We start from the raw sequence: 16,231 nt of genomic DNA, 5'->3' as shown, positions 1-16,231 counted from the left end.
TAGCGGCTCAAATTTAAAGCTCCGCTGTGAGCGATGGGCGGACCGTTTATCTCTTCGCGCGACTCGGCTATCATCGAAGACACTCAGTCAGATGTTAAAAAAGCGGATTGCAAAGAAAATGGATTTCAATGAATCACAAAAAGATATGTCTCGTGCTTACTATGGCGGTGCAACCGGAGCGTTGGCTTCTGGAATAGTTTGGTTATCAGCTGGACTGATTGGCCTTTATTCGTCTCCCTTTAACAGCATGCTAGCATTGCTTATTGGGGGTATGTTTATATTTCCCATATCCCTTTTACTTTCAAGATTATTAGGGGCCACCGGTAAACATGGGGCGACTAATGTGCTTGGTAAACTGGCTATAGAAAATCTGGGTATTTTATTCGGTGGCCTATTTATTGCTGTCATTGTGGCACAGCTTAATGGCTTACTGTTTTATCCAATCATGTTAGTGATTATTGGTGCCAGGTACTTAACCTTTCAAACACTTTATGGTTTGAAAGTGTACTGGGCTCTGGGTAGTGTACTTATGATTTCTGGATTTTATCTTGCTATTTTCCCCTCGGCTTTTACTCTTGCAGCTTTTGTGGGCGGGTTTATTGAGATAGCGTTTGCACTAATTATTTATAGGAAAAGTAAAGAATGCTCGGCTAGTTGAGAACAAATGCAAGCGTCTGAGATGCTCACTTTTGCGTCCGCTCTTGGCACAGGGCTGCCGTAGCAGCCCCCTAACAGTCAAACCTCAATTGACTCGGAAATATCAAGTGCGTCATCGACTTCAATTCCAAGGTAACGCACCGTGCTTTCCAACTTCTTGTGGCCTAATAAAAGTTGGATAACTCTGAGATTCTTAGTTTTCTTATAGATAAGATATGGCTTGGTTCTTCGCATTGAATGAGTGCTGTACAGCGAACGGTCTAAGCCTAGCTTCTCGATCCAACCGCGAAATATCCGATACTTTTAGTTTTACTAAATCACAACCTCTAAGCTTGCTATCTAAAGCGAGGTTGAAAAGAGCCAAATCTCTTGCCTTTCCTTCAAGTTCAAGGCGTATGCGAATGCCCCAGATATGGGATATCTGGAGTGGCTTTTTCTGTCCTATAATTCGATTTTTATTCCACGGATATGCTTGTTGAACTGCCATGAGTAATCTCCAGTTAGTACGGAGACTTAAGTATGGCCTTTAAAAAGAGTAAAAAGCCCGCTAAAAAGCGGGCTCCAGATTCATGTCAATGAGGCATCTCACCTGACGTGGAACGTCAGGCTACTCACTTACCGATACTCTTCAATGCTCGGGCATGAGCACATCAGGTTACGGTCACCGAAAACGTCGTCTACGCGGTTTACGGTTGGCCAGAACTTGTCGTAACCAACGGCTTCAACCGGGTAGGTTGCCGTTTTTCTATCGTATGGGCGGTCCCACTCTGCATCGGTAATGTCGGCTAATGTATGCGGTGCGTTAACCAATGGGTTGTTGTCTTTTGGCCATTCACCGGATGCTACTTTATCGGCTTCGGCTTTAATGCTAACCAGGGCTTCAATAAAGCGGTCCAGCTCAGCTTTAGACTCAGACTCGGTCGGCTCAACCATAATGGTACCCGCTACCGGGAAGCTCATGGTTGGCGAATGGAAGCCGTAGTCCTGCAGGCGCTTAGCCACGTCAATTTCGGCAATACCGGCGGCGTCTTTCATTGGACGCAGGTCGATAATGCACTCGTGCGCGACACGGTTGTTGCGGCCACGATACAGAATTTTGAAGTGCTTGCTCAGCTTCTCAGCAACGTAGTTGGCGTTCAAAATAGCGGTTTCTGAGGCTTCACGTAAGCCGCGTCCGCCCATCATGGCAATGTACATCCATGAAATGGTCAGAATGCTGGCACTACCAAACTGCGCAGCAGATACCGCGCCATTACCTGCTTTAGGGCCTTCGATATTAATCACCGAGTGGTTCGGCAAAAACTCAGCCAAATGCTGCTTCACACCAATAGGACCCATACCAGGGCCGCCGCCACCGTGCGGAATACAGAAAGTTTTGTGCAGGTTCAGGTGCGATACGTCCGAGCCAATGTAACCCGGTGAGGTTACACCAACTTGCGCGTTCATGTTGGCACCGTCCATATAAACCTGACCACCGTAGCTGTGTACAATGTCGCAAATTTCCTTGATGCCTTCTTCGTACACACCGTGGGTAGACGGGTACGTCACCATAATGCACGATAGGTTATCGCCCGCTTCTTCTGCTTTGGCTTTTAAGTCGTCCATATCCACGTTGCCGTGCTTGTCACAGTCGACCACAACCACTTTCATGTTGATCATTTGCGCAGAAGCCGGGTTAGTACCGTGCGCAGAGCTTGGAATTAAGCAGATATTGCGGTGCCCTTCGTTGCGGCTTTCATGGTACTTCTGAATAGCCAGTAAGCCTGCGTATTCGCCTTGCGCACCCGAGTTCGGCTGCATCGACATGGCGTCATAACCGGTAATATCCAATAGCCACTCAGACAAGGTGCCGACCAATTCCTGGTAGCCTTGTGCCTGTTCTACCGGGCAGAACGGATGCAACTGACCAAACTCAGGCCAAGTGACTGGAATCATTTCAGCGGTCGCATTCAGTTTCATGGTGCAAGAGCCCAATGAAATCATGGAATGGTTCAGGGCTAAGTCTTTGTTTTCCAGTTTCTTAATGTAACGCAGCATTTCGGTTTCTGAGTGATACTCGTTGAATACCGGGTGCTGTAAGTAGTCTGACTGACGTACCAACGCCGCAGGAATCGACTCGACATCTCCGCCGGCAACACGGCTGTCCAGTACGTCAATGTCCAAACCGTGGTTATCACCAAACAACACGTTAAACAACGTTTCAACATCGTCACGCGTTTTCGCTTCATCTAAGCTGACGCCAAATACGCCTTCGCCGTCAACGCGCAGGTTAATGCCAGCAGCTTTAGAGCGCGCTAACACGTCGGTCGCGTTGTCTTTCATTTCAAAGGTTAGAGTGTCAAACCAATGGCTGTTGACCAGCTTCACGCCTTTGTCCTGCATACCTAAGGCAACAATGTCAGTCAGGCGGTGAATGCGGTTGGCAATACGGCGCAGGCCTTGTGGACCGTGATACACAGCATAGAAAGACGCCATGTTCGCCAGCAGAACCTGCGCAGTACAGATGTTCGAGTTCGCTTTTTCGCGGCGTATGTGCTGCTCACGAGTCTGCATAGCCATACGCAACGCAGGGCGTCCACGAGAGTCTTTAGAAACACCAATAATACGACCTGGCAACGAACGCTTAAACTTGTCACGAGTGGCGAAAAACGCTGCATGGGGACCACCGTAGCCCATCGGCACGCCGAAACGCTGAGCGTTACCGAAGACCATGTCCGCACCCATTTCGCCCGGCGACTTCAGCATTAACAAGCTCATTAAGTCAGACGCAACGGCGACAATGGCTTTTTTCTCCTGCAACTCACCAATTAACTGCTCAATGTTGTGCAACTGGCCTTGTTTGTCTGGGTATTGCAGTAACGCACCGAAAACATCATGGTCGGACGCTTCGCGCGCAGGACCAACGATGATTTCAAAGCCGTAATACTCGGCACGAGTTTTCACTACGTCGATGGTTTGCGGGTAAACATTGTCCGCAATAAAGAACGCATTGGCTTTTTTATTCTTCGACACGCGCTTAGCCATAGCCATGGCTTCGGCTGCCGCTGTTGCTTCATCAAGCAATGACGCGCTGGCTAAATCCAGGCCGGTTAAGTCCATGGTCATTTGCTGGAAGTTAAGCAGTGCTTCTAAACGGCCCTGCGCAATTTCCGGCTGATACGGGGTATACGCGGTATACCAACCCGGGTTTTCCAACACGTTACGTAAAATAACGTTCGGTACAACGGTGTCGTAGTAACCCATACCAATGTACGAGGTGAAAATTTCGTTTTTCTGAGCAATGGTTTTCAGACGAGCCAACGCCTCACGTTCCGTTTGCGGTTCACCAACCTGCAAGAACGGTTCGCGCAATATTGCGCCAGGCACCGTGTCTTTGGTTAAAGCTTCTAAAGAATCCACACCCAGTTCTGCCAACATGGCTTTTTGCTCTTCAGCACTTGGGCCAATGTGGCGACCGATGAACTCATCGTGGTGTTCTAATTGCGTCAGGGTAGTACTGCTCATTTAACTCAGCCTCGTACATTTATCGATAGTAAGAAACAACGAACCCCGGTTAATTTCCGGGGCTCAGGACGCTTAGACATTGGTGCAAAGTCCAATGGCTTAGTCTTCGTCTATTGAAGCCTCGTAAGCGTTTGCGTCCAATAAATTTTCCAGTTCACTGCTGTCATCCGCTTTAATACGGAATAACCAGCCGTCGCCATAAGAGTCGTTGTTGACTGTTTCAGGCGCGTCTTCTAAGTCTTCGTTAATAGCGACAATTTCGCCCGTCATTGGTGCGTAAATGTCTGATGCCGCTTTTACAGATTCAGCGACCGCAATGTCGTCGCCTGTTTCAACTTTGTCACCAACGTCTGGTAACTCAACGAACACCATGTCTCCTAACAACTCTTGCGCGTGTTCAGAGATACCAACGGTAAAGGTGCCATCACCTTCGTCGCGCACCCACTCGTGAGTTGACGCGTATTTCAGATCGGCTGGAATATTGCTCATAATGACTTCCTGTAGTTCAAAATCGTTTATTGTGATGAAACAGAATTATAAAACAGATTGACCGTTTCGCACGAAGCCCGGCTTGACGACCTTCACCGGTACTTGTTTCTTACGCATTTCAACGTCCGCGGTATCACCCACTGAAGCAGGAACACGCGCCATTGCGACCGAGAAACCAAGTGTAGGCGAGAATGTACCAGAAGTGATGATACCTTCGCCACCCTCAACGGTCACTTTTTGACCATGACGAAGTACACCCTTCTCTTCCATCACTAAGCCTACCAGCTTATCGTGACCTTCCGCTTTTTTCTGCTCTAATGCTTTGCGACCAATAAAGTCTCGGTCTGCCGGTTCAAATGCGACGCTCCAGCCCATATTAGCTTCCAGCGGCGTGATATTCTCGTCCATGTCCTGACCATACAGGTTCATGCCAGCTTCTAAGCGTAGAGTATCACGTGCGCCCAGTCCACAAGGAGCAACGTCTGCTTCTAACAATTGATTCCACAAGGTTTCTAGTTGGCTTGCCGGTACGACAATTTCGTAGCCTTTTTCGCCGGTGTAACCTGTGGTTGCAATAAAGTAATCGCCAACGTCTTTACCCACGAAAGGCTTCATGCCGTCAATTTCAGCGTATTGTTCGCTTGAGAGTACTTTCTGAATTTTCTCAGCCGCGTTAGGACCTTGCAGCGCAAGCATGCCCATATCGTCACGCTCTTTCGTGGTGACATCAAAATCGGCAGCGACTTTTTCAATCCATGCTAAGTCACGGTCACGAGTGGCTGAGTTCACAACCATGCGGTAAGACGTTTCTGAGAAGTGATACACGATAAGGTCATCAATAACGCCGCCGTTTTCATTCAGCATGCTGGTGTATTGTGCTTTACCTTCGGTTTTTAGCTTAGCCACATCGTTAGCAAGCAAGTAACGCAAAAACGCCTGAGCTTGTGGACCGTCGACGTCAACAATGGTCATGTGAGACACGTCGAAAACACCGCAATCACGGCGTACCGCGTGGTGCTCTTCAATCTGTGAGCCATAGTTCAACGGCATATCCCAGCCGTGAAAGTCGACCATTTTCGCACCGGCTTTTACGTGTGCATCGTACAGTGGCGTTTTGCTACCCATAACGCGTTCCTTATCTGTTCACTTTATGTGCGTGTTTATGGGCGCAAATTATAGGCGTGATTCACTTAAACTTAAAATCAATAATGCTTATAATGGTATTAATTTTTTAAATATTGAACACTGAGTTTATAAAGTGAGCCAATGAAACATTTATCCTTAGAGGCCCTGCGTAGTTTCAGTGCTGTTATAGAGCTAGGCAGCATGACTCTTGCCGGCGAGCGCATGGGTCGTTCCCAGCCTGCTATCAGTCTGCAACTGAAAAAGCTCGAACAGCAACTCGGCGTCGAGCTTTTAACCCGAGAAGGCAATGGCTTTGCGCTAACCCCCGACGGCGATGTGCTATTTGATTACGCACAGAGAATGTTGGCGTTGAATGATCAAGCCTGGGCGCAGTTCGAACCTCAACAAGTCAGTGGTAAAGTTCGGTTGGGTATTACCAGCGAGTTCGCCTCAAGCCTGTTACCCAAAGTTCTGGGCCAGTTTGCCCAGGTATACCCACAGGTCACATTGCAAGTAACCTCTGCGCTAAGTAAAGACTTACTGTCAGGGCTGGGGCAGCAGTTCGATATTATTTTGGCACTGCGCGAGCAAACCAATAAAAGCGACGTGTTAATTCAACGCGAAGAGTTAGTTTGGGTAGGGTCTTCAGCGTTAATAGAGCAAACCAGTCTACCGTTGGTTGTTGCACCGGAAGGCTGTATTTATCGACGTCGTGCCGAGCAAAGCTTGCAGCGCATACGCCAACCTTATCGAATTACCTACACCAACACGGACTTTTCCGGCTTGACTGCGGCGTTAAACAGCGGGCTTGGCTTAACTGTTCTGGCGAAAAGCACGGTGCCTGACAATGTATCTATTATTGACACACTCGCTAACGGGCAAAGTTTACCAACGCCGGGCTCTGTTAATGTCATTATGCGGCTGGCAGGTGGTGCGTCCAGCGCGGCTTCTCAACTGGCAGATTACTTAAAAGCGAGAATTTAGCCGCGCTCAACAACCACGTCTACGGGCTCTTTCAAATAGGCGTTGCCATTACGACGTAGGCTAGCCTTCAAGTCTTCCTCGGAATTAAGGCCGGTGTCAGTGCGCCCGTCCTGGTAATGCACGGAAAAAGGCTGGTTGAATGGCCTTGCGCGTACAACGTCGTACAGCTCTTTCAGTGTGCAGCAGGTGACTGCTTGGGCGGTATTCACTTGGTTACTGGACATAACTCACCTCGTTCATCGAGTCGGTACAGGTTTATCCAGTCGTGCTGGAACAGTTGATTAAAGTCACTAGCGCCTGCCAGTGCTTTTTGAATGATGTCTTCGGTAGCTTCAACAATAACTTGCAAGCGCATAGGTCGGTGAACAAAGTCTTTTCCGTCGTGCACCGATTGCCAGGCTAAGCCTTGCCGCAAGTCGCCGCCGTTACCCTCAAACACGCCAATGTCGTTAGCCACACGGTTATGCAGCAGCTTGTTGCCGCTGCCTAACTGCTTCGGGTCGGTGACAGAACAGTAGTACTGCCAGTTTATCCAATTAGCGACCAGGCCCGGCGCGCTAAATAATTGACTCAACAAAGCACCGTTCAGATCATTGTCGCTGTAATAGTCATGCAAAAAGTTGCTGCCTGAGGTGTCGGCAGATGCCAAACGTTCAGAGCGCCCGAAAAATAACGTATTATTGTCGGCAAGCCCCCACTCCGGACGTAATTCAGCCCAGTGACTGGAGCGCTTTTTACGGGCTTTAAACGGCTCGCTGCTGTTATTTGCGAGTGACTCACTGGCGGCATTGAAGGTTCGTTTTACCTCTCCCGGAACGGCGTCGGACAGCCAGACAATGCGATCTGTCACCGTTTCATGCAGGGCTGAATAGAATCTCGTTTTGGCTGGAATATCGAAGCCTCGCTCACGTAAATGCTCGCGAATAGCGGTGTCATTGAGCAAACGTGTTAACACGCGAGCACTCAAAGCCCCTGTCTGGCCACCGCACGCACCACAGTTAAGACCGGCACGCTGCGCGTTATTGCTGTGGTGCGAACCGTGCCCAACTAATACTACATGCTGACCAAATGCCTGAAATTGCATACCAGCTAAGGCTTGTTCACAAATAGCAACTAATGCGTCGGTCGACACCTCTCCATCGTCATTACACACCGTTGCTTTGGCATGTGCATCGGCGGTTGCTATCTTGCCGGGCACACCCGTCAATAAAGACTTGAGTTTACTTAAACCCAGGGCTTCAACCCCACTAAACATAGACACCGGTGTATTAAATAAATTTGCCAGCAGCGACGTCACGCTTTGCTTTTGTTCCGGCGCCTTTATGTAATACGACGGCTGCAGCAGTCCCGGTACATGCGGCGTGCTGCCACTTCTGGTTTTTAACGCCAGCGGCACACCGAAAAATCCGGCAAAACCTTTCGTCTGCGTGTTTATGCTAAGCGCCTGCCCCGCTTTTTCCAGCGCCCGGCGGTAACGCTCTGAGCGCACATCAATACAAAATACAGCCTGAATTTCAGGTGTTTTTAACGGCTTATCACCCTCTGCGCTAGTAAACGTAAGACGAGTCACCTGCGAGCGTTCGTATGCGCCCTGCCACTTCCAAAGTAGTTCGTTGTATTGTTGAGCGTATCCCACCCAGCCTAAGCAATGCTCAAGTTGTTCGTTAAAGCTGCTTTTTAACTGCTCATGTACGGATGTATTCGTGCGCTCAGCCAAGTGCCACAAAAGATATTCCCAAGCTAAACGGATGCATAGCAGATCAAACACCCACTGGCTGTCCTGACGAGCGTCCTGATAGGAAAGTGCAGCCGCCCAACCCCACAAGTCACTGATAAGCGCCTGGCAATAACACTGCAACGCATAATCGGATGCGTCAGTCAGAAAACTCGCCTGACATACTTTAATTAACTCGTGAGGATCATCGGGGAGTTCCGCAAACAGCTCGTTCAGGTCAGCCTCGTCCATCAACGTTTCGATACCACGGTCAGCCCGCGAAATGGTCAGCCAATGACTGTATAAAGAGCTGTCGCTGCCCTCTTCCTGAAAGCGCTTGGGGAACTGCATAAACAAGCCACAGGTTTGGCTAATTTGCAGAACAACCTCTTCGTTCCATCGCATTTTGCGACTGCGCTGTTGGTATTTGTCGACTAGACGACTGAGGTTCTGCCACTGTGGAATGGGCGTGATAATACTAACGCGCTGTTGCAGCTGCTCGACCATTTTGTCGGTCACGTGCTGTTTGTCTATTTCATTCTGTTGCCACTTTTGCCAATAAAATTCAGGGCTCATCAGTAAGCGGCTACCGGCGCTGTAACGCCAGTGCGCAGCAACGTCCTCTACCGGTTTATTGCGGTACTGCCAGAATGGGTTCACTGCTATCCATTGAGATAGCGGCCACTGAGGAGCAACAGACTGGCTCACTTGCTCTGCTATGGACACAAAACGGCTGACTGAAATCATGATAGCCCCTCTTTTTTACTGCGGCGCTGATAATACTCAATGGGGTGACTTGGCCATAGCCACAACACAAAGCGAGTAAGCCACTCATCCAGGTACAAACCTGCGTTCAGGGTAATAAACCAACGTTGACTTAGGCTGTGCGACGGCGTGTGGTGAACCAGCCAATAAGTAAAAGCGAAGGCATTGAAAAGTAGTGCAATGAAAGGCTCCAGCCAGACGCTAGTAAGCTGTTGAGGCTCTATTATTTGTTGCGCCAGCGCGCCAAGAACAATATATGTCGCGATAGTAAGCGCTGACACACCGAGTCGCAGTAGCGGTTGATAAAGATTCATCCATATTGTGGTAAGCGCCATGGCGAGTAATGCCGACGGCAGCCATTTCGGGTCGTTGAGCCACCACCAACACGCCGCCGCAACAATGGCCTGAAACGCGATAAAAATTAAACCAACACGCCATAATGAGCGAGCTTGCGGCTGTTTTATTATGGCAACTTCGCTGACTGACAGAAATGCGTGCGCTTTGTAGACCGAGTGCGCGATTAAATGCAGTAATGCTAAGTCGTAATAACCCAGACCAATTTCCAGCAGCATGAGTCCCATTTGTGCGCAGGTAGACCAGGCTAAACGGACTTTGATGCTAATGCGTGTGGCCATAATAAGAGCGGCGAAACAGCAGGATGCGGCAGAAACTATGCAGAGTAACCAAACTGCGGGGGCGCTATTGCTCCAAATGGGGGTTGTTGTGAGTAGCAAAAAACCACCAAGGTTAATGATACCGGCGTGCAGTAACGCGGATACCGGTGTCGGCGCTTCTACCACTTGAATGAGCCAACCATGCAATGGCAGCTGGGCGCATTTTATAAGTGCTGCCATGACCAGACAAAGCCCCGCAATGTGTTGAATCAGCTCGGGCGCTGCGTTGGTTGCGGTGACGCTTTGTAAAATGGTGTCGAGTTGCAAACTGCCGGTGTGCAGGTACATAAGTAACAACCCGGTGCCGAGAAAGGACTCCGAACAGCGAGCCAAAATGAATTTTTTATGCGCGGCAAGCACAGCGCGGTCACGTTCTGGATAGAACATCAGCAGGCTGTGCAATTGGAGACTGATTGCCATCCAGGCGGCGAAGAAGACGATGATGTTATTGCTAACAATAAGGATAAGAACAGCAGACAAGCAGCCAATAAGTTTGGTGATAAAAGCACGCCGGCGCGGATCGAGTCTGAAGTTGGTTCTGGCATAGTTGGTGACCACTAGGGCTAACACACCAACCAGTACAAGTAGCACCGGGCGTATGCCTGAAACTGTGAGCCATTCTGTCAATAACACGTCGTTGGTACCTCGTTTGGAGGGTTTTATGTTGTAACGAATTATCGACGGTTTATTGATGTTAAGTAAAATAGATATATATTATTATTTCGTTCTGTTTTTATGAATGATGGTTTGCGATATGAACTACAAACATTTGTTTTATTTTTGGCACGTGGCGGAAAGCGGTCACTTGACGCAAACGGCGCAAAAGCTGCATGTGTCGCAGTCGGCGTTATCGGCGCAAATTAAGCAGTTAGAAGAGTGGTTTGGTACCCCCTTGTTTGAGCGTCAGGGCCGCCAGCTAGTGCTGACTGAGGCCGGTTATATTGCACGCCAATACGCCAGTCGGATTTTTCACGAAGGCGAAAGTCTGATAAAGCAGTTGAAGCATGGTCAGACCGGTGATGATGTGGTCATTCGTATTGGTCATGCATCGACGATGTCGCGCAACTTCGTTGAAGCCTTTATTAATGATTTAGTGCATCAGCAGAAGGTAAATTACCGATTGCACTCGATGACACCCGACCAGTTGTTTAATGAATTGGCGAATCATCAAATCGATATTGCGTTAGCAAATACGAACGTGCGGGGCAGTGACAAACAACTTTGGCAAAGTCGGTTATTAGCCCGGCAGCCGGTGTCGGTTATTGGTCCTGTCGGCCGGGATATTGAACGGCTAACGTCAGAGGCTTTGGTGGGGCAAAATTGGGTGCTTCCTCCTGAAAATATGCCACTTCGCTCAGCATTTGACATGCTCAGTGCGGAGTACAATTGGCAGCCTCGAGTGCTTGCGGAAGCTGATGATATGGCGATGCTGCGTCTGCTTGCCCGTGACACCGGCGCCTTGGCGGTCATTCCAGACGTTGTTGTACGCGACGAGCTGACTGGCGGTCAGCTGAAGCGCTACCTGACGTTACCTAACGTCTTCGAGCACTTCTACGCTATTACCCTCAAACGCCCCTTCGAACACCCCATGGTCGCTCAACTGCTGCAGCGATTTGGGTGATTCGAAGGGCACTCCTTACCCAAAGTGTTTGCGGGCGTTGCGGAACATGCGCATCCATGGGCTGTCTTCGCCCCACTCGTCGGGGTGCCAGCTGTTGGCGACGGTGCGGAAGACTCGTTCAGGGTGCGGCATCATGGCGGTAACGCGACCGTCTTCGCTGGTGACTGCGGTGATACCTTGTGGTGACCCATTCGGGTTTGCCGGATATTGCTCGGCAACTTCGCCCCAGTTGTCGATGTAACGCAGTGCAACCTGAGCGTTTTGCTCTAACTGGCTTTGTTGCTGTGCATTAGCAAACTCGGTGCGGCCCTCACCGTGTGATACGGCAATTGGCATACGAGATCCGGCCATGTCACCAAGGAACACCGACGCAGATTTTTGTACTTCTACCAAGCTGAAGCGTGCTTCAAAACGTTCGCTGCGGTTGGTGACAAAGCGTGGCCAGTGGTCGGTGCCCGGAATGAGTGACTTTAACGTCGACAACATTTGGCAACCGTTACATACGCCCAGCGCTAGCGTGTCGTTACGCCCAAAGAAGGCTTCAAACTGTTCGCGAGCACGGTCATTAAACAGAATAGACTTTGCCCACCCCTCACCGGCGCCTAACACGTCACCGTATGAGAAGCCGCCGCAAGCTGCCAGCGCTTGCATGTCTTCTAACGACACGCGACCGGCTAAAATGTCACTCATATGAACATCTACCGCTTCGAAACCGGCACGGTCAAAAGCAGCCGCCATTTCATAATGCGAGTTCACACCCTGCTCGCGCAGAATCGCCACTTTAGGCGCCACACCTTTGGCAATATAAGGCGCCGCAATGTCTTCTGCTGGATCAAAGGTTAAATCAGCCTGTAACCCGGGGTTATCAGCACGCTGTTTCAGACGGAACTCTTCGTCGGCACACACAGGGTTGTCACGCAGACGCTGCATTTGATGCGTGGTCTCAGCCCACACCGTGCGCCAGTGCGTGCGACTTTGCGCCAGTACTTTTTGACCGTCGCGGGTAAAGACAATAGCGTCTTCATTGGTTGGCTCACCAATGCGTTTTACACAGTCGCCTAAACCGGCTGCTGCATAGGCATCCATGACGTTCTGATACTGCTCGTCGCTCACTTGAATAACTGCGCCCAGCTCTTCGTTAAAGAGCGCCGCCAGGTTATCCGTACTTGAGTCATCAGAGCTCAGCTCGTCGAGAGTGACATTCACACCACAATTACCGGCAAATGCCATTTCAGCCACAGTGCCAAACAAACCGCCGTCGGAGCGGTCGTGGTAAGCCAGTAAACGCCCTTCGGTCACCAACTGCTGCGTGGTGTTGAAAAACGCTTTGAATAAATCAGTGTCGTCGAGATCTGGCGTCTCTTTACCCAGTTGCTGATAAACTTGCGCCAATGCCGAGCCACCCAGACGGTTCTTTCCACGACCTAAATCAATAAGCACCAGATGCGACTGACCTTTGTCGGTGCGCAACTGCGGCGTTAATGTTGCGCGAATATCATTAACGCGGCCAAAGGCTGTAATAATTAAGCTTAACGGTGCTGTAACGGCCTTGTCTTCGCCGTCTTCCTGCCACTGGGTTTTCATCGACATGGAGTCTTTACCCACCGGAATGGTAATGCCCAGTTCAGGACACAACTCTTCACCCACCGCTTTTACCGCTTCGTATAGCCCGGCGTCCTCACCCGGGTGACCCGCTGCTGACATCCAGTTCGCCGACAACTTAATGCGTTTCAAGTCGCCGATGTCAGCCGCAGCAATATTTGTTAGTGATTCAGCCACCGCCATACGTGCTGAAGCGCCAAAGTTCAATAAAGCCAGCGGTGTGCGTTCGCCCATGGCCATGGCTTCACCGTGATAGCTGTCATAACTCGCGGCGGTTACCGCAACATCCGCTACCGGAATTTGCCAGGGGCCTACCATTTGGTCACGAGCGACCAAGCCAGTAACACTACGGTCACCAATGGTAATTAAGAAGGTTTTCTCAGCAATAGCCGGTAATCGCAATAAGCGGTCTGCAGCGTCATTAATATCGACACCTTCTAAGTGCAAATCGACACCGTTAGCTTGTTTAGTCTCGACGTCGCGATGCATTTTCGGCGGCTTGCCGAGTAGAATATCCAGCGACAGGTCGATAGGTTGATTTGAAAACTTAGCGTCATTGAGCAGCACTGTAAGCTCTTCGGTGGCTTCGCCTATAACCGCATATTCAGCGCGTTCACGTTCACAAATGGCTTCAAAACGCGCAAGGTTTTCCGGCGCAATGGCAATAACGTAGCGCTCCTGCGACTCGTTACACCAAATTTCCAGTGGCGTCATACCCGGCTCGTCATTCGGAATGTCACGCAGCTCAAACTTACCGCCACGACCACCGTCGCTGACGAGTTCCGGCATAGCGTTCGACAAACCACCAGCGCCCACATCATGAATAAACGCGATAGGGTTTTCAGCGCCTAGCTGCCAGCAGCGATCGATAACTTCCTGGCAACGGCGTTCCATTTCCGGGTTTTCACGCTGAACGGAAGCAAAGTCTAAGTCTTCGGTCGACTCACCTGATGCCATTGAAGAGGCTGCGCCACCGCCCAAGCCAATATTCATTGCCGGGCCGCCTAGCACGACTAACTTAGCACCTACCGGAATATCGCCTTTTTGGACGTGCGCTTCACGGATGTTACCCATACCACCGGCTATCATGATGGGCTTGTGGTAACCGCGCATTTCCCGGCCATTATGGCTGTCGACGGTTTGTTCGTAGGTACGGAAATAACCTGTCAGAGCCGGACGACCAAATTCATTATTAAAGGCTGCGCCGCCTAATGGGCCTTCCAGCATGATATCTAACGCAGAGACAATACGCGCGGGCTTACCGTAGTTTTCTTCCCACGGCTGCTTGAAACCCGGAATATTCAGGTTAGAAACACTAAAACCAACAAGCCCTGCTTTAGGTTTCGAGCCCACGCCGGTAGCGCCCTCGTCACGAATTTCACCACCAGAGCCTGTCGCGGCCCCGGGGTAAGGAGAAATAGCCGTTGGGTGGTTGTGCGTTTCCACTTTCATGAGAATGTGCACCGGCTCGTGGCTGTAGCCATAACTCATGCTGTCCGGTTGCGGATAAAAGCGACCAGCTTCGTGACCTTCCATAACCGCAGCATTGTCTTTGTATGCTGAGAGTACGTAGTCCGGTGTCGTTTCGAAAGTGTTTTTAATCATTTTGAACAGCGATTTCGGCTGTTCTTTACCGTCGATAGTCCAGTCGGCATTGAAAATTTTGTGGCGGCAATGCTCTGAGTTTGCCTGAGCAAACATATAAAGCTCGATATCGTTTGGGTTACGCTCAAGCTTTTCAAAATTCTCGACAAGGTAATCAATTTCATCGTCGGCTAATGCCAGGCCCAAGCTGATGTTGGCTTGTGCTAAGGCTTCGCGACCGCCCGCTAAAATGTCTACTGAAGACAGTGGCTGCGGCTCCTGGGTGCGGAATAGCTGGGACGCGTCATCCATGTCGTACAGCACGCTTTCAGTCATGCGGTCGTGTAACAATGCCGCGGCTTGTTTTAATTCCGCCGCCGATAAATCGCCTTTTAGATAGTACGCCGTGCCGCGTTCGACTCTGTGGATGCTTTTTAAACCGCAATTGTGGGCAATGTCGGTGGCTTTCGAAGCCCAGGGGGAGATAGTGCCTATACGCGGAGTAACCAGAATAAGTGCGCCTTCTGGCTCATGCGCTGGTAGTTCCGGACCGTATTTAAGCAGTTGCACCAGGACCGAGCGATGTTCTTCGGTTAGGTCGTTGTGCAAATCAACGAAGTGTTGATACTCGGCGTAGAGCTCTTCAACCGGTAAACCGGCCTGTTTCAGTTGCTCGAGTTGCTTCGTTGTTTTAAAGGCTGATAAGGCTGGTGCACCGCGGTAGATTTCCACAAGCAAGGTCTCCAAAGCTGGGCGATTTTTGCTGGCGGATTATACAGTAAAATACCGGGGGTTGCACCTCGTTACTCGACCTTTGGGCTGCCTTCTTTTTGTACTATGCGGAACCATTTTTCGCGACGTTCAATGATGCGCTGGCGACGCTTGCGAATGACGGCACGGCGGCGGGAGTTGTTTTCACGTCTGAGGCGGTTGGCTCGCATAGACTTAGGCCTTTATTGCGTTGAAAGACCTTTTCAGCTTACCTTGCCGCCCCAGTTTTTTGCAATAATTTTATGCAGACGGTTTCTTAATAACTAAGGTACCCGCCATAATGTCATGTAAACCTTGCTTTTTATCAGTGAAAGCTATCATGATGAAACCAATCATCAGAATAAGCGCTGACACAATTTTCCCCCAATAACGACCATTGGCGCGTCCGAAGCCAATCTGCTGGCCATTCAGGTCGGTGACTTGTAAGCCCAGAATTTTCTTGCCTGGTGTTGCCATCCAACCGGATATTTCGAAAATAGTGAAGTACAGCCATTGGCCAATAATGCCGATAGCGTAGCCGATGCCGCCAGCGACCATTTCAATATCGCCCATGGGTGAGCCAGCTGCGCCCATAAAAATACCCACGAAAATGCCAATAATAACGCCAATAATGGTTAAGCCTAGCTGTGTGATAATAGTGTCTATAATAGCTGCCGCTAAGCGCAGCCAGAAACCGCCGTGATTGAATTCCATTTGTTGCTCCATATTGTTAATTTTGCGTTAAGATGCCTTGAATTAACA

Annotated in this window: 12 protein-coding genes and 1 pseudogene; 3 read left to right on the top strand and 10 right to left on the bottom strand. The window is 50.0% G+C overall.

The genetic code is table 11. The annotated features are described in order from the left end of the window. The first annotated feature begins 91 nt into the window (after window positions 1–91). The gene (locus UM402_RS02855; RefSeq protein ID WP_290610031.1) at window positions 92–658 is read left to right on the top strand and encodes a DUF7010 family protein; all 567 of its coding nucleotides are present in this window, start codon (window positions 92–94) and stop codon (window positions 656–658) included. A 77-nt stretch (window positions 659–735) separates the two neighbouring features. Here UM402_RS02855 and UM402_RS02850 read toward each other — a convergent pair. From UM402_RS02850 to gcvT, 4 genes and pseudogenes are all read right to left on the bottom strand, one after another. Beyond that, a pseudogene (locus UM402_RS02850) lies at window positions 736–1,144 on the bottom strand (hypothetical protein). A gap of 128 nt (window positions 1,145–1,272) precedes the next feature. Further along, entirely contained in the window at window positions 1,273–4,161 is a 2,889-nt protein-coding gene (gene gcvP / locus UM402_RS02845; protein ID WP_058576035.1) for an aminomethyl-transferring glycine dehydrogenase, read from the bottom strand. 99 nt (window positions 4,162–4,260) lie between these two features. Beyond that, window positions 4,261–4,650 carry a glycine cleavage system protein GcvH gene (gcvH, locus tag UM402_RS02840; RefSeq protein ID WP_058576034.1) on the bottom strand — a complete coding sequence of 130 codons (390 nt, stop codon included), beginning with the start codon at window positions 4,648–4,650 and terminating at the stop codon, window positions 4,261–4,263. A gap of 45 nt (window positions 4,651–4,695) precedes the next feature. Beyond that, complete coding sequence (gene gcvT, locus UM402_RS02835; protein ID WP_058576033.1) at window positions 4,696–5,775, bottom strand: glycine cleavage system aminomethyltransferase GcvT; 1,080 nt, start codon at window positions 5,773–5,775, stop codon at window positions 4,696–4,698. Between the two features lie 141 nt (window positions 5,776–5,916). Between gcvT and UM402_RS02830 the strand changes: the two genes are divergently transcribed. Then, on the top strand, window positions 5,917–6,759 hold the full coding sequence (locus tag UM402_RS02830; protein WP_058576032.1) for a LysR family transcriptional regulator: 843 nt from the start codon (window positions 5,917–5,919) through the stop codon (window positions 6,757–6,759). Here UM402_RS02830 and UM402_RS02825 read toward each other — a convergent pair. From UM402_RS02825 to UM402_RS02815, 3 genes are read right to left on the bottom strand one after another with little or no spacing between them, the layout of a single operon-like run. Beyond that, window positions 6,756–6,983 (bottom strand): hypothetical protein, encoded by a 228-nt coding sequence (locus tag UM402_RS02825; protein WP_058576031.1) that lies wholly within the window; start codon window positions 6,981–6,983, stop codon window positions 6,756–6,758. The two genes, UM402_RS02830 and UM402_RS02825, sit on opposite strands and share 4 nt — an antisense overlap. Further along, window positions 6,965–9,220 carry a putative inorganic carbon transporter subunit DabA gene (locus tag UM402_RS02820; RefSeq protein ID WP_058576030.1) on the bottom strand — a complete coding sequence of 752 codons (2,256 nt, stop codon included), beginning with the start codon at window positions 9,218–9,220 and terminating at the stop codon, window positions 6,965–6,967. The genes UM402_RS02825 and UM402_RS02820 overlap by 19 nt, the downstream gene beginning before the upstream one ends. Continuing rightward, a complete protein-coding gene (locus UM402_RS02815; protein ID WP_290610025.1) occupies window positions 9,217–10,545 on the bottom strand; it encodes an NADH-quinone oxidoreductase subunit L in 1,329 nt (442 codons plus the stop codon). Before UM402_RS02815 ends, UM402_RS02820 begins: the two co-directional genes overlap by 4 nt. Window positions 10,546–10,666: 121 nt before the next feature. On the opposite strand from UM402_RS02815, the gene UM402_RS02810 reads away from it, so the two are divergent. After that, window positions 10,667–11,533, top strand: coding sequence for a LysR family transcriptional regulator (locus UM402_RS02810; RefSeq protein WP_058576029.1), 867 nt, complete (start codon window positions 10,667–10,669; stop codon window positions 11,531–11,533). Window positions 11,534–11,548: 15 nt separating this feature from the next. Here the strand turns inward: UM402_RS02810 and purL are convergent, their stop codons facing one another. From purL to UM402_RS02795, 3 genes are all read right to left on the bottom strand, one after another. Further along, the gene (gene purL, locus UM402_RS02805) at window positions 11,549–15,451 is read right to left on the bottom strand and encodes a phosphoribosylformylglycinamidine synthase (RefSeq protein WP_058576028.1); all 3,903 of its coding nucleotides are present in this window, start codon (window positions 15,449–15,451) and stop codon (window positions 11,549–11,551) included. Between the two features lie 71 nt (window positions 15,452–15,522). After that, window positions 15,523–15,660 (bottom strand): hypothetical protein, encoded by a 138-nt coding sequence (locus UM402_RS02800; protein WP_289116971.1) that lies wholly within the window; start codon window positions 15,658–15,660, stop codon window positions 15,523–15,525. A gap of 70 nt (window positions 15,661–15,730) precedes the next feature. After that, window positions 15,731–16,183, bottom strand: a complete 453-nt coding sequence (locus UM402_RS02795) for an RDD family protein (protein WP_058576027.1) — start codon at window positions 16,181–16,183, stop codon at window positions 15,731–15,733. Window positions 16,184–16,231 lie beyond the last annotated feature (48 nt).

This window comes from Idiomarina sp. OXR-189 (genome assembly GCF_034373425.1).
Classification (GTDB): domain Bacteria; phylum Pseudomonadota; class Gammaproteobacteria; order Enterobacterales; family Alteromonadaceae; genus Idiomarina; species Idiomarina zobellii.
The sequence above is the reverse complement of the archived record's forward strand: the minus strand, read 5'-3'. Positions and strand labels throughout refer to the sequence as shown.